Raw genomic sequence first — 14,345 nt, forward strand, 5'->3', positions numbered from 1 at the left:
ACGAAGGCCAGCAGCTTGAAGCGGCTCACGTCGTAGCCCAGCGACAGCGCGCGCGGCTCGTTTTCCTTGATGCCCTTCAGCACCTGGCCGAACGGCGAGTGGATGGTTCGCACGATCAGCAGGAAGGCCGCCACGACCACGGCCAGCGCCACGTAGTACATCGACAGGTCGTTCGACAGGTCGACGACGCCGAAGAGCTTGCCGCGCGGCACGCCCTGCAGGCCGTCTTCGCCGCCGGTGAACTTGGCCTGCAGCGCGACGAAGAACATCATCTGCGCAAGCGCCAGCGTGATCATCGCGAAGTAGATGCCCTGGCGGCGAATGGCCAGGATGCCGAACAACCAGCCGAGCAAGGCGCCAGTGAGCGTGCCCGCAATCAGGCCCAGTTCGGGCGTGAGGCCCCAGACCTTCATGGCATGCCCGGCCACGTAGGCCGAGCCACCCAGGAAGGCCGCGTGGCCGAACGACAGCAGGCCCGTGAAGCCCAGCAGCAGGTTGAAGGCCGCGGCGAACAGTGCGAAGCACATGAGCTTCATCACGAACACCGGGTAGGCGCCGAAGAACGGCGCCGCGAGCAGTGCGACCAGCAGCAAGACGTAGACGACGGTGGAGATTTTTTTCATGTTCATGCGGCTCGCCTTATTTCTCTTTGCCGAACAGGCCGGCGGGGCGAATCAGCAGCACGATGACCATGATCACGAACACGACCGTAGACGATGCCTCGGGATAGAAAACCTTGGTGAGCCCCTCGATCACGCCGAGGCCCAGGCCGGTGAGGATGGCGCCCATGATGGAACCCATGCCGCCGATCACGACCACCGCGAACACCACGATGATGAGGTTCTGCCCCATCAGCGGCGAGACCTGCATCACCGGCGCGGCCAGCACGCCGGCAAAGGCCGCGAGGGCGCAGCCGAAGGCGTAGGTCAGCGTGATCATCAGCGGCACGTTGACGCCGAAGGCCTCCACCAGCCGCGGGTTCTCGGTGCCGGCGCGCAGGTAGGCGCCCAGCCGGGTCTTCTCGATCACGTACCAGGTGGCGAAGCAGATCACCAGCGACGCGACGACCACCCAGGCCCGGTAGTTGGGCAGCACCATGAAGCCGAGGTCGGTGGCGCTCGACAGCGCCTCGGGCGCGTCGTAGGGCAGGCCCGACACGCCGTAGACCGAGCGGAACACGCCTTCGATCAGCAGCGTGAGCCCAAGCGTGAGCAGCAGGCCGTACAGGTGGTCGAGCTTGTAGATCCAGCGCAGCAGCAAGCGTTCGATGACCACGCCGAAAAGGCCGATCACGATGGGCGCCGCGATGAGCATCACCCAGTAGTTGATGCCGAAATACTCCATCGCCATCCAGGTCAGGACGGCACCCAGCATGAACAGCGCGCCATGCGCGAAGTTGATGACGTTGAGCAGGCCGAAGATCACCGCGAGCCCGAGGCTCAGAATGGCGTAGAACGAGCCGTTGACCAGCCCCAGGAGGAGCTGGCTCAACAGGCCGGGTAGGGAAATATTCATAAGCGTTTCAACGAACCCGGGCGCCGCACGGACGCCCGCGGGATGTCACTTCCACAGAGCGCACTTGCTCTCGGCCTTGGTCGTGAAGACGTCTTCACCCTTGAGCTTCTGGACCACCTTGTAGTAGTCCCACGGCTGCTTGGACTCGGCCGGCGACTTGACCTGCATGAGGTACATGTCGTGCACGAAGCGGCCGTCGGCGCGCACGGTGCCCTTGGCGTAGAAGTCGTCGATGGGCGTCTTCTTGATGGTCTCCATGACCTTGTCGGCATCGACCGTCTTGGCGGCCTGCACGGCCTTCAGGTAGGTCATGGTGGCCGAGTAGTCGGCCGCCTGGATGTCGGTGGGCATGCGCTTGGTCTTCTCGAAGAAGCGCTTGCCGAAGGCGCGTGTCTTGTCGTCCAGGTTCCAGTCCCAGCTGGTGGTGAGCAGCAGGCCTTCGGTGTTCTTCAGGCCCAGGCTGTGCACGTCGGTCACGAACACCAGCAGGCCGACCATCTTCATCGACTTGGTAATGCCGAATTCCTTGGCCGACTTGATGGCGTTCTGCGTGTCGCCGCCCGCATTGGCGAGCGCCAGCACCTGGGCCTTGGAGTTCTGCGCCTGCAGCAGGAAGGACGAGAAGTCGGAGGTGTTCAGCGGATGCTTCACGCCACCCAGCACGGTGCCGCCCTTTTCCTTCACCACGCGGGTGGCGTCGGCTTCGAGCGCCTGGCCGAAGGCGTAGTCGGCCGTCAGGAAATACCAGCTCTTGTCGCCACGCGCGATCACCGCGCTGCCGGTGCCCTTGGCCAGCGCCACGGTGTCGTAGGCGTAGTGCACGGTGTAGGGCGAGCACTGCTCGTTGGTGAGCGCCGAGCTGCCGGCGCCGTTCACGATGAAGACGCGCTTTTTCTCTTGCGCCACCTTGGCCATGGCCAACCCGGTGCTGGAGGTGGTGCCGCCGAACAGCATGGTCAGCCCCTGCGTGTCGATCCACTCGCGCGCCTTGGAGGCGGCAATGTCGGCCTTGTTCTGGTGGTCGGCCTGCAGCAGCTCGATGGGCATGCCGTTGACCTTGCCGCCGAAGTCGTCGATGGCCATCTGGATGGCGATCGCACCGTTCTTGCCCTCCACGTCCGCGTAGAGGCTCGACATGTCGGTGATGAAACCGATCTTGACCTTGTCCTGGGCCTGCGCGGCGCCGGCGGCCACGAAGCAGGTAGCGGCGATGCAGGCGGAAGCAATGAGCGTGCGTTTCATGGGATGGTTCTCTCGGTTGGCTTCGATGGAAGGGTCTGCGGCGGCAGCGTCAGGTGCGGGTTACTTCCACGCGGCGCACTTGGTCTCGGCCTTCGTGGTGAAGACCTGTTCGCCCGGCAGCGTCTTGAGCACCTTCAGGTAGTCCCAGGGCTTCTTGGACTCGGCGGGCGACTTCACCTCGACCAGGTACATGTCGTGGATGAAGCTGCCGTCGGCGCGGATCTGGCCCTTGCCGTAGAAGTCGTCGATCTTCATGCTCTTGAGCTGCGCCATCACCTTGTCGGAGTCGGTGGTCTTGGCGGCGGCCACGGCCTTCAGGTAGGTGGAGGTGGCCGAGTAGTCGGCGGCCTGCACGTCGGTGGGCATGCGCTTGGTCTTCTCGAAGAAGCGGTTGGCGAACTTGCGCGACTCGTCGTTCAGGTCCCAGTACCAGCTGGTGGTATGCAGCAGGCCTTCGGTGTTCTTCAGGCCCAGGCTGTGGATGTCGCTCAGGAAGACCAGCAGGCCGGCGGTCTTCATGGTCTTGTTGATGCCGAATTCCTTCGACGCCTTGATGGCGTTGATTGTGTCGCCGCCCGCATTGGCCAGGCCGAGGATCTGTGCCTTGGAGTTCTGCGCCTGCAGCAGGAACGACGAGAAGTCCGATGCGTTGAGCGGATGGCGCACGGCGCCCACAACAGTGCCGCCCTTCTCCTTCACGACCTTGGTGGTGTCGGCTTCGAGCGCATGGCCGAAGGCGTAGTCGGCCGTCAGGAAGAACCAGCTCTTGCCGCCGCGGTCTACAACCGCCGCGCCGGTGCCCTTGGCCAGCGCCACGGTGTCGTAGGCGTAGTGCACGGTGTAGGGCGAGCACTGCTCGTTGGTGAGCACCGAGCTGCCGGCGCCGTTGTTGAAGTACACGCGCTTCTTTTCTTCGGCCACCTTGGCGGTGGCCAGCGCCACGCCCGAGTTGGTGCCACCGAAGACCATCGTCACGCCGGCGGTGTCGATCCACTCGCGGGCCTTCGATGCCGCGATGTCGGCCTTGTTCTGGTGGTCCGCGACCAGCAGCTCGATGGGCTGGCCCAGCACCTTGCCACCGAAATCGTCGATGGCCATCTGGATGGCGGTGGCACCGCCCTTGCCTTCGAGGTCGGCGTACAGGCTGGACAGGTCGGTGACGAAACCGATCTTCACTTTTTCCTGTGCCTGCGCTGCGCCCGCGCCCAGCGCGAGGATGCCGATGGCGGTGGCGATGAGGCCGAGTTTCTTGTTCATGCGGTTGTCTCCTGAAGGAATCTTTGTGGGATGGAGGAAGGTGTCTTGTGGACTTGACGGTTACTGGGTACTGGGTATCGGGTATCAGACGCCGAGCAGCTCGGTCAGCACCGGCATCTTGGCTTCGAGCTCGGCCGCGCCGAATTTCTCGACGATGCGGCCGTGCTCCATGACGTAGAAGCGGTCGGCCAGAGGTGCCGCGAAACGGAAGTTCTGCTCCACCATGACGATGGTGTAGCCCTTGGCGCGCAGCATGGTGATCATGCGGGCCAGCGCCTGCACGATGACGGGGGCCAGGCCCTCGGAAATTTCATCGAGCAGCAGCAGCTTGGCGCCGGTGCGCAGGATGCGCGCCACGGCCAGCATCTGCTGCTCGCCGCCCGACAGGCGCGTGCCCTGGCTGTGGCGGCGCTCGGCCAGGTTGGGGAACATGGTGTAGATCTCTTCGACCGACATGCCCTGCCCCGCACCCTTCAGCTCGGGTGGCAGCATCAGGTTTTCTTCGCACGAGAGGCTGGCGAAGATGCCGCGCTCTTCGGGGCAATAGCCGATGCCCAGGTGCGCGATGCGGTGCGTCGGCATGCCGATGGTCTCTTTGCCATTGACCTCGATGCTGCCCTTGCGCGCGCCGGTCAGGCCCATGATGGCGCGCAGCGTGGTGGTGCGGCCCGCGCCGTTGCGGCCCAGCAGCGTGACGACTTCGCCCGGCTGCACGACCATGTCGACGCCGTGCAGCACGTGCGATTCGCCGTACCAGGCTTGCAGGCCCTTGATTTGCAGTGCGGCGGTCATGTCAGTGGGCCCCTTGGAGTTGGCCGTCGGTGGTGCCCATGTAGGCTTCCATCACCTGCGGGTTCTTCGAGACTTCGGCGTAGGGGCCTTCGGCCAGCACGGCGCCTCGCTGCAGCACGGTGATGGTGTCGGCAATGGTCGAGACCACGCTCATGTTGTGCTCGACCATCAGGATGGTGCGCCCGGCCGACACGCGCTTGATGAGCTCGGCCACGCGGTGCACGTCTTCGTGGCCCATGCCCTGCGTGGGCTCGTCGAGCAGCATCAGCTCGGGCTCCATGGCCAGCGTGGTGGCAATTTCGAGAGCGCGCTTGCGGCCGTAGGGCAGGTTCACGGTCTGCTCGTCGGCCAGGTCTTCCAGGCCCACTTCGGCCAGCAGTTCGCGCGCACGCGCATCGAGCGGCTTGAGCGACTTCTCGCTCTTCCAGAAATGGTACGAAGTGCCGAGCTTGCGTTGCAGCCCCAGCCGCACGTTCTCCAGCAAGGTGAGGTGCGGAAACACGGCCGATATCTGGAACGAGCGGATGATGCCGCGCCGTGCAATCTGCGCCGGCCGCTCACCCGTGATGTCCTGCCCGTTGAACAGGATCGTGCCGGTGGTCGGCTCGAGGAACTTGGTGAGCAGGTTGAAGCAGGTCGTCTTGCCGGCGCCGTTGGGACCGATGAGCGCGTGGATCGACCCGCGCACCACCGACAGGTTGACCTTGCTGACCGCGGTGAACCCTTTGAATTCCTTGGTGAGCTGGCGTGTTTCCAGAATGACGTCGCTCATCTCGCGAGGTCGCCGGAGTGCGGAAAAAGAAAGTCGGTCATGCGGTCCATCTCATTGCGCCACCATCGAGCGCGGACCGATTGTTCGTGCGTGCCCTGCGCTTGCATACTGGGGCAAATGCCTATGCTGCAGTGCAACCTGCGCACCTTTGAGAAGTTATGCGCTATCACTAATTGTCGTCGCGATGACAATAACGCCTCCGCGCTCCCAACCCTCCATGCATTCCATGCCCGTAACGATCCGCGATGTGGCCGAGGCGGCCGGTGTGTCGATCAGCACCGTATCGCGAGCCCTGAAGAACCAGCGCGGCCTGTCGGACGACACCCGCCGCATGATCCGCAAGGTCGCTAGCAACATCGGCTACAACGCCGGGCGCCTGCGCAGCGCCAAGGCCAGGCGGCTGGTTTTCATGGTGCACCGCCAGCACAGCCACTTTGCGGTCAACCCCTTCTTCTCGGACGTGCTGCACGGGGTGGAAGAAGCCTGCCGCGAGGCCGGCATCGTGCCCACGCTGCTCACCTGCGGCCCGACCGACCCGATCCGCGAACAGCTGCGGCTGCACGAGCCCGACATGATCCTTGCGGCCGGCTTCTTCGAAACCGAAGTGCTCGACCTGGTGGCCGGGCTCGACCTGCCCTTCGCGCTGATCGATTTCTCGCTGCGCGACATGCTCGCCGTGAACCCCGACAACACGGCTGGCGGCTACCTGGCCACCCGCCATCTGCTGGACATCGGGCGCCGGCGCATCGCCTACATCGCGGGCTCGCTGGCCCATGTGAGCATCCTGGAGCGCGCCCAGGGCTACCGCCGGGCGTTGTTCGAGGCCGGCATCCTGGCCGACCCCGAACTGGAAGTGGTCGCACCGCTGGGGCAGCCGCACGACCGCGGCGCATCCGTCGCAATGCAGCATCTGCTGCGGCTTCGCAAGCCGCCGGACGCCGTGTTCGCATGCAACGACATGGCCGCGCTCTCGGCGCTCGACACCTGCCTGGCGGCCGGCCTGCGCGTACCGCAGGACATTGCGATCGTCGGCTTCGACGACATCCAGACCGCTGCCTCGGCCAAGCCCCCGCTCACCACGGTGCGCGTGGACCGCCAGGCGCTGGGCCGCATGGGCGTGGAGCTGACCATGCAGGGCGCCTCGCTGCCGCGCCTGAACACTTTGCCGGTCGAACTGATCGTGCGGCAGAGCACGGTGGGCTGACGCCCCTTTTCTCTCACTGTTTTTCTTCCGGCAAGGCGGCCTTTGTTGCGCTGCCAACGCTGTGTTTCGTCCGGGAAAGCACACGACGGAAGGGCACCAAGCCCTGCCTAAACTGCCGCGCACCCTGCAACCGGAGAAACACATGAAAAAGAGCATCGTCGCCATTTCCATCGGCCTTGTCGCCAGCGCCGCCCTAGCCCAGCAGCAAGCCGTGGAGGTGCTGCACTGGTGGACCTCGGGCAGCGAGGCCGGCGCGCTCAACGTGCTCAAGTCCAACCTCGAGAAGCAGGGCGTGAAGTGGAACGACATGCCAGTGGCCGGCGGCGGCGGAGAGGCCGCAATGACGGCGTTGCGCGCCCGCGTGACCTCGGGCAACCCGCCCACCGCTTCGCAGATGCTGGGCTTCGACATCCTCGACTGGGGCAAGCAGGGCGTGGTGGCCGACCTCAACGCACTCGCGCAGAAGGACGGCTGGGACAAGGTGGTGCCGCCCGCGCTGCAGAAGTTCTCGAAGTACAACGGCAAGTGGATTGCCGCACCGGTCAACGTGCACTCGACCAACTGGGTCTGGGCCAACCAGGCCGTGTTGGCCAAGGCCGGCGTGACGGCCGAACCGAAGAACTGGGACGAGTTCATCGCCGCCGCCGAGAAGGTGCAGAAGGCCGGCTTCATCGCCCTCGCCCACGGCGGTCAGCCCTGGCAGGACGCCACGCTGTTCGACAGCGTGGCCATGTCCACGGGCGGCGTCGACTACTACCGCAAGGCCTTCATCGACCTCGACACCAAGACCCTCAATTCGCCCACCACCGAGAAGGTGTTCCAGCGCATGGCGCAACTGCGCAAGCTGGTCGACAAGGATTTTTCGGGACGCGACTGGAACGTGGCCTCGGGCATGGTCATCGGCGGCAAGGCAGGCTTTCAGATCATGGGCGACTGGGCCAAGGGTGAGTTCGTCAATGCCAAGCAAGTGCCCGGCAAGGACTTCGCCTGCTTCCGCTTTCCTGGCACGCAAGGCACCGTGACCTTCAACGCCGACCAGTTCGTGATGTTCACGCTCAAGGACGCCGGCAAGACCGCCGCACAGCAAAAGCTGGCCGCCGCGATCATGGACCCGGGCTTCCAGTCGGCCTTCAACGTGGCCAAGGGCTCGGCCCCGGCGCGCACCGACGTGCCCGACACCGCCTTCGACGCCTGCGGCAAGAAGGCCATCAAGGACCTGGCCGAGGCCAGCAAGGCCAACACGCTGGTGGGTTCGCTCGGGCACGGCCATGCGGAGCCGGCCTCGATCAAGAACGCCTTCTACGACGTGATCACGCGCCACTTCAACGGCCAACTCGACGACAAGAAGGCGGTGGCGGCCATGGTGTCTGCGGCGAAGAACTGATGCGCTGCTGTTTCGGAGTGCCCGTCCGCTCATGAAAGCCGGACTGCTGCCCAAGCTGCTGCTGAGCCCGAGCGCACTGCTCGTGCTGGTGTGCGTATACGGCTACATCATGTTCACGGTGTACCTGTCGTTCACCACCTCGACCATGCTGCCCTCCGCCGAGTGGGCCGGCACGGCCAACTACGAACGGCTGCTGGGGCTGGAGAACTGGGCGGTGTCGCTGCGCAACCTCGCGATCTTCGCGAGCCTCTACATCGTGGTGGCAATGGCGCTGGGCCTCGTGCTCGCGATCCTCATCGACCAGAAGGTGCGTGCCGAGGGCGTGCTGCGCTCGATCTACCTGTACCCGATGGCGCTCTCGCTGATCGTCACGGGCACGGCCTGGAAGTGGTTGCTCGACCCGGGCGTGGGCATCGAGCACACGTTGCGCAGCCTGGGCTGGACCGCCTTCTCGTTCGACTGGATCAAGGACGGCGAGATGGCGATCTACTGCGTGGTCATCGCCGCCGTGTGGCAGACCACGGGCTTCGTGATGGCGATGTTTCTCGCGGGGCTGCGCGGCGTCGACAGCGAGCAGATCAGCGCGGCGCGGGTCGACGGCGCACGCCCGTGGCAGATCTACACACGCATCGTGATTCCGCAGCTCGGGCCGGTGTTCGTCTCGGCCTTCGTGATCCTGGCGCACATGGCGATCAAGTCGTACGACCTGGTGATCGCGCTGACCAACGGCGGGCCGGGTCGCTCGACCTGGCTGCCGTCGGTCTTCATGTACCAGTACACCTTCACGCGCAACGAGATGGCGGTGGGCGCGGCCAGCTCGGTGCTCATGCTAGTGGCCATCGGGATCGTGGTGGTGCCGTACCTGCTGCGCGAGATGCGGGGAGCAAAAAATGGCTGAACGCTCCAAACACGCCTGGGGCGCCCACGCGGTGCGAGTCATCCTGTATGCCGCGCTGCTTGTGCTGGCCTTCGTGTTCCTGATGCCCGTCTACGTGATGGTCATCAATTCGCTGAAGCCGCTGGAAGAAATTCGCAGCGGCAACCTGCTGACGCTGCCCATCGCCTGGACCCTGGAGCCCTGGCGCGCGGCATGGAGCACGGCACAGATCGGCGTGCAGCCCACGGGGCTCAAGCCCTACTTCATCAACTCGTTCCTGCTGGTGGTGCCGGCGGTGGCAATCTCCACGCTGATCGGCGCACTGAACGGCTACATCCTCACGCAGTTCCGCATTCGCGGCGCGCACCTGCTGTTCGCGGCCATGCTGTTCTCGGTGTTCATTCCGTTCCAGATCGTGCTGATCCCCATGGCAAAGACGCTGGGTTTCCTCGGCATCGCGGGCACGGTGACGGGGCTGATCTTCGTGAACGTGGTGTACGGCATCGGCTTCACCACCCTGTTCTTTCGCAACTACTACGCGGCGTTTCCGCAAGAGCTGGTGCGTTCGGCGCGGATGGACGGCGCGGGCTTCTTCGGGGTGCTGCTGCGCATCCTGCTGCCCAACAGCACGCCGATCATCGTGGTGACGGTGATCTGGCAGTTCACCAACATCTGGAACGAATTCCTGTTCGGCGCCTCGTTCAGCGACTACAGCTCGTTCCCGATCACGGTGGCGCTCAACAACCTGGTGAACAGCTCCACCGGGGTCAAGGAATACAACGTGCATTTCGCGGGGGCGTTCATTGCGGCGCTGCCGACGCTGGTCGTGTATCTCATCTCCGGAAAATACTTCGTGCGCGGCCTGATGGCCGGCTCGGTCAAAGGCTGAACCTTCCCCATGGCATCCCTGGATCTGATTGGTATTCGCAAGAGCTTCGGCCCTGTCCAGATACTGCACGACATCTCCATCAACCTGGTCGACGGCGAGTTCCTCGTGCTGGTCGGGCCCTCGGGCTGCGGCAAGAGCACGCTGATGAACATCATCGCCGGGCTGGAGGAGCCCACCGAAGGCGAGCTTCGCCTGAACGGCGCGGACATCACGAAGGTGGCGCCCGCGGAGCGGAACATCTCGATGGTGTTCCAGTCGTACGCGCTCTACCCCAACATGACGGTGGCCAAGAACATCGAGTTTCCGCTGGAGATGCGCAAGGTCGACAAGGCCACGCGCGCCGAACGCGTGAAGAAGGTGGGCGAGCTGCTGCAGATCGGCCACCTCATGGACCGCAAGCCACGCCAGCTCTCGGGCGGCCAGCGGCAGCGCGTGGCCATCGGCCGTGCGCTGGCGCGCGAGCCGCAGCTCTACCTGTTCGACGAACCGCTCTCCAACCTGGACGCGCAGTTGCGCCTGGACATGCGCACCGAGATCAAGAAGCTGCACCAGCGGCTCAAGGCCACCATCGTCTACGTCACGCACGACCAGATCGAGGCGATGACCCTGGCCACGCGCATCGCCGTGATGAAGGGCGGTGTATTGCAGCAGCTGGGCACGCCGCACGAGGTCTACAACCGGCCCGCGAACACTTTCGTGGCGAGCTTCATGGGCTCGCCGCGCATGAACCTGCTGCGCATGCGGGTGACGATGTCGCCTTCCGGCGGGTTGCAGTTGCTGACCGCGGGCGGCGACGATGCGGTGAGCATCGACCTGCCGCTGTCGCTGACGCCCGCGCAATTGCATGCGCATGCGGGCCGGGAAGTGATCGTCGGGCTGCGCGCCGAAGCCGTCGACCTGGCGACGGTCGACACCGCGGCACACGGGTCGCAAAGCCTGGTGACCGCACGCGTGCAGGTGATCGAGCCTACCGGCGCGGACACGCTGGTGGTGCTCGAATTCGGCGGACATGATTTCACGGCGCGCCTGCCGCCCGACGTCACGCTCCAGCCCGGGACCACCGCGCGCTTCGCCATCGACCTGTCGAAGATCGTTTTCTTCGACACCGAGGCAGAGACGCTGATCGCCTGACCAGGCACCCAAGCAGACACCCAAGAGAAAGCCTGCCATGACCGACTGGATGAACGACATTCCCGGCGCCGTGTTGCGAGCCCAGCGCGCACTGCGCGCCAGCGTGCCCGACCTCGCACGGCGCTTTGCGCTCGAAACCGAGTTCATCGAAGACGAGGTGGCCATGGTGCGTGCCGAACAGGCCAGCGGCGGCGTGGTGCCGGAGCTGGCCTATGCCGACATTGCGCACGGGCGCGTGTCGCCCGAGCAAATTGCGCGCATCCACCGGCGCGGCTGCGTGGTGGTGCGCGGCGTGTTCGATCCGGTGCAGGTGCAGGCGTGGAACGAAGAAATCCACAGCTACATCGACGGCAACAACTACCTTGAGCACGCGCGCGCCAAGGCCGGGCTCGACAAGTATTTCAGCGCACTGGCCTCGGGCCGGCCGCAGATTTTCGGCCTCTACTGGTCGCGCCCGCAGATGCAGGCACGGCAAGACGAGCGCATGAACACCACGCGCACCTTTCTCAACCGCCTCTGGACCTTCGAGAAGAACGGCACCCGCTTCTTCGACCCCGACCGCCAGGCCAACTACGCCGACCGCATCCGCCGGCGCGAGCCCGGCGATTCGACGTTGGGCCTGTCGCCGCACTCCGACGGCGGCTCGGTCGAGCGCTGGTGCGAGCCGACCTTTCGCCACGTCTACCGCGAAGTGTTCGAAGGCGATCTCGCGCGCTTCGACCCCTTCGATGCCGAAGGCCGCATCGACACGCGGGAGATCCCCTCTCCCGCCGTCTGCTCGGCCTTTCGCACCTTCCAGGGCTGGACCGCGCTGTCGCGCCAGGGTCCGGGCGACGGCACGCTGCGGCTGGTGCCGATCTCGCGCACCGCACCCTGGATGCTGTTGCGCGCGCTGCAGCCCGACGTGCCCGAGGGCGACCTCTGCGGTGCAAAGCCGGGCCGCGCGCTCGGCGCCACGGCCGAATGGCATGGCGCGCTGCGCGAAGGGCTGGTCCCGATCCCCCTGGTCGAGCCCGGCGACACCGTGTGGTGGCACTCCGACGTGATCCACGCCGTCGAGGACGAGCACCGTGGCAGCCAGCACAGCAGCGTGATATACATCTCCGCGGCGCCCTGGTGCGAGAAAAACCGCGCTTTCATGGCGCGGCAGGCGCCGGCCTTCCTGGCCGGACGCAGCAGCCCCGATTTCGCACCCGAAGACTACGAAGTCGATTTCAAAGGCCGTGCCACGCCTGACGACCTGACACCCCTCGGGATGCGTCAGATGGGCTTGCACTCCTGGGATTGACGAACCCTGCTTTTTTATGCCCGACTTCCGTTCACCCGATTTCCTGATCGACCACATCCGGCACACGCTGGCCTTCTACGAGCCGCGCGACACCGATGCTTCGGGCGGCTTCTTTCATTTCTTCAAGGACGACGGCACCGTCTACGACAGCCGCACGCGCCACCTGGTGAGCAGTACGCGCTTCGTGTTCAACCACGCGAACGCATACCGCCGATTCGGGCATGCGGCAGACCTCGATGCGGTGCGGCATGGCCTGGCTTTCCTGCAGGGCGCGCATGCGCAGCCGGGGGGCGGCTACGCATGGCAGATCGACTGGCACGCGGGCCACGCCACGGTGCAGGACGGCACCCAGCACTGCTATGGCCTGGCCTTTGTGCTGTTGGCGCACGCGCATGCGCTGATGGCCGGCGTGGGCGACGCACGCGAAGGGCTGGAGCACGCCTGGGGCCTGATGGAGCAGCACTTCTGGGAGCCGCGCCACCAGCTCTATGCCGATGAAGCCACGGCCGATTGGCGCGTATCGCCCTATCGCGGCCAGAACGCCAACATGCATGCCTGCGAGGCGATGATGGCGGCCTTCGAGGCAACGCGCCAGACACGCTACCTCGACCGCGCGCTCGCCCTTGCGCAGGCCGTCACGGGCCGGCAGGCCGCACTGGCCGACGGGCTGGTGTGGGAGCACTACCGCGCGGACTGGTCGGTCGACTGGGACTTCAACCGCGGCGACCGCAGCGACATCTTCAAGCCCTGGGGTTTCCAGACCGGGCACCTGACCGAATGGGCCAAGCTGCTGCTGCAGCTGGAGCGCCATCTGGTGGCCGAGGGCCGCGAGTCGAGCTGGATCTTGCCGCGTGCCAAACACTTCTTCGACACCGCGATGTTCCGCGGCTGGGACGCCGACAACGGCGGGCTGGTCTACGGCTTCGCGCCCGATGGCTCGGTGTACGACGGCGACAAGTATTTCTGGGTGCAGGCCGAAAGCTTCGCCGCTGCCGCGCTGCTCGCCGTGCGCACCGGCGATGCGAGCTACTGGGACTGGTACGACAGCATCTGGGCCTATTCGTGGGCGCACTTCATCGACCACAAGCACGGCGCGTGGTATCGCATCCTGACGCCGCAGAACCAGAAGATCAGCGACGAGAAGAGCCCGGCCGGCAAGACGGACTATCACACGATGGGGGCGTGCTACGACGTGTTGAAGGCGCTCGAAAGCGCTTGAAAGCCCTTGAAAGCCCCATGAAATAACCGTCGTCGGTCGACACGATTCGCACAAGTCTTGTGCGGCTGCGCACCTACACGAAGGCAACGCCGCTTCGTACGCTTCGGTCTTCTTTTCAACCAGAGAGACCGCATGAAGCACCCCAGCATCCGTACCCTCACCGGCGCGCAGCCAACGACCCGCCTCGACCCTGCCACCACGGCACTCATCGCGATCGATTTCCAGAACGAGTATTTCAACGGGCGCATGCCCATTCCCGATGGCCTGGCCGCACTGCGCCAGACGCGACGGCTGATCGACTGGGCGGACCGGCATGCAATGCCGGTGTTTCACGCCCAGCACCTGGCACCGGCCGACAGCCCGATCTTTGCGGAGGGCAGCGAGGCTTTCTGCATCCACGCCGAGCTGCGCCCGGCCCCTCACCATGTCGTACTGACGAAGGCGACGCCGAGCGCTTTCGCGGGCACCGCGCTGGAAGCCGAGTTGCATGCACGCGGCATCCGCACGCTGGTGCTGACCGGCCTCATGACGCACATGTGCGTGTCGGCCACCGCCTTCGACGCCGCACCGCGCGGCTACCAGAGCCTCATCGTGAGCGATGCCTGCGCGACGCGCGACCTGGACCTGGAAGACGGCGGCGTGCTCGGCCACCGGGAACTGCATCGCGCGGCACTGCGTGGCGTGTCGGACGTGGTGGCCGAAGTGCGCACCACCGCCGATGTGCTGCGGTTGCTGAACACCGGCATCGCCGCGCCGACGCCAGCGCCGTAACGGA

At 65.4% G+C, this 14,345-nt stretch carries 14 protein-coding genes; 8 read left to right on the forward strand and 6 right to left on the reverse strand.

The genetic code is table 11. The features are described from left to right. The 6 genes from DBV14_RS33830 to DBV14_RS09030 form a co-directional block, all read right to left on the reverse strand. Positions 1-629, reverse strand: a 629-nt coding sequence (locus DBV14_RS33830) for a branched-chain amino acid ABC transporter permease (RefSeq protein WP_260396884.1), incomplete at its 3' end; no start/stop codon positions are given. A 10-nt stretch (positions 630-639) separates the two neighbouring features. Then, a complete protein-coding gene (locus tag DBV14_RS09010; protein WP_124458847.1) occupies positions 640-1,515 on the reverse strand; it encodes a branched-chain amino acid ABC transporter permease in 876 nt (291 codons plus the stop codon). Positions 1,516-1,560: 45 nt separating this feature from the next. Beyond that, entirely contained in the window at positions 1,561-2,757 is a 1,197-nt protein-coding gene (locus DBV14_RS09015; RefSeq protein WP_124458848.1) for an ABC transporter substrate-binding protein, read from the reverse strand. A 60-nt stretch (positions 2,758-2,817) separates the two neighbouring features. Then, a complete protein-coding gene (locus tag DBV14_RS09020) occupies positions 2,818-4,014 on the reverse strand; it encodes an ABC transporter substrate-binding protein (protein WP_124458849.1) in 1,197 nt (398 codons plus the stop codon). An 84-nt stretch (positions 4,015-4,098) separates the two neighbouring features. Further along, positions 4,099-4,806, reverse strand: a complete 708-nt coding sequence (locus tag DBV14_RS09025; protein WP_124458850.1) for an ABC transporter ATP-binding protein — start codon at positions 4,804-4,806, stop codon at positions 4,099-4,101. Between the two features lies 1 nt (position 4,807). After that, complete coding sequence (locus DBV14_RS09030; RefSeq protein ID WP_124458851.1) at positions 4,808-5,578, reverse strand: ABC transporter ATP-binding protein; 771 nt, start codon at positions 5,576-5,578, stop codon at positions 4,808-4,810. 226 nt (positions 5,579-5,804) lie between these two features. Here DBV14_RS09030 and DBV14_RS09035 point away from each other — a divergent pair, with 226 nt between their 5' ends. From DBV14_RS09035 to DBV14_RS09070, 8 genes are all read left to right on the forward strand, one after another. After that, entirely contained in the window at positions 5,805-6,782 is a 978-nt protein-coding gene (locus tag DBV14_RS09035) for a LacI family DNA-binding transcriptional regulator (RefSeq protein ID WP_124458852.1), read from the forward strand. A 142-nt stretch (positions 6,783-6,924) separates the two neighbouring features. Then, the gene (locus DBV14_RS09040) at positions 6,925-8,166 is read left to right on the forward strand and encodes an ABC transporter substrate-binding protein (protein WP_124458853.1); all 1,242 of its coding nucleotides are present in this window, start codon (positions 6,925-6,927) and stop codon (positions 8,164-8,166) included. Positions 8,167-8,197: 31 nt separating this feature from the next. Then, positions 8,198-9,064: a carbohydrate ABC transporter permease gene (locus DBV14_RS09045; protein WP_124458854.1), complete on the forward strand. Its 867-nt coding sequence runs from the start codon at positions 8,198-8,200 to the stop codon at positions 9,062-9,064. Further along, complete coding sequence (locus DBV14_RS09050) at positions 9,057-9,932, forward strand: carbohydrate ABC transporter permease (RefSeq protein WP_124458855.1); 876 nt, start codon at positions 9,057-9,059, stop codon at positions 9,930-9,932. Before DBV14_RS09045 ends, DBV14_RS09050 begins: the two co-directional genes overlap by 8 nt. A 9-nt stretch (positions 9,933-9,941) precedes the next feature. Then, positions 9,942-11,063, forward strand: a complete 1,122-nt coding sequence (locus DBV14_RS09055) for an ABC transporter ATP-binding protein (protein WP_124458856.1) — start codon at positions 9,942-9,944, stop codon at positions 11,061-11,063. 37 nt (positions 11,064-11,100) lie between these two features. Next, the gene (locus DBV14_RS09060) at positions 11,101-12,351 is read left to right on the forward strand and encodes a YbiU family protein (protein ID WP_124458857.1); all 1,251 of its coding nucleotides are present in this window, start codon (positions 11,101-11,103) and stop codon (positions 12,349-12,351) included. Between the two features lie 16 nt (positions 12,352-12,367). Then, positions 12,368-13,570, forward strand: a complete 1,203-nt coding sequence (locus tag DBV14_RS09065) for an AGE family epimerase/isomerase (protein ID WP_124458858.1) — start codon at positions 12,368-12,370, stop codon at positions 13,568-13,570. A 132-nt stretch (positions 13,571-13,702) separates the two neighbouring features. Continuing rightward, positions 13,703-14,341, forward strand: a complete 639-nt coding sequence (locus DBV14_RS09070; protein ID WP_124458859.1) for a cysteine hydrolase family protein — start codon at positions 13,703-13,705, stop codon at positions 14,339-14,341. The last annotated feature ends 4 nt before the right edge of the window (positions 14,342-14,345 follow it).

Origin of the sequence: Variovorax sp. KBW07, from assembly GCF_003852515.1 — a bacterium.
Taxonomy (GTDB): Bacteria; Pseudomonadota; Gammaproteobacteria; order Burkholderiales; family Burkholderiaceae_C; genus Variovorax.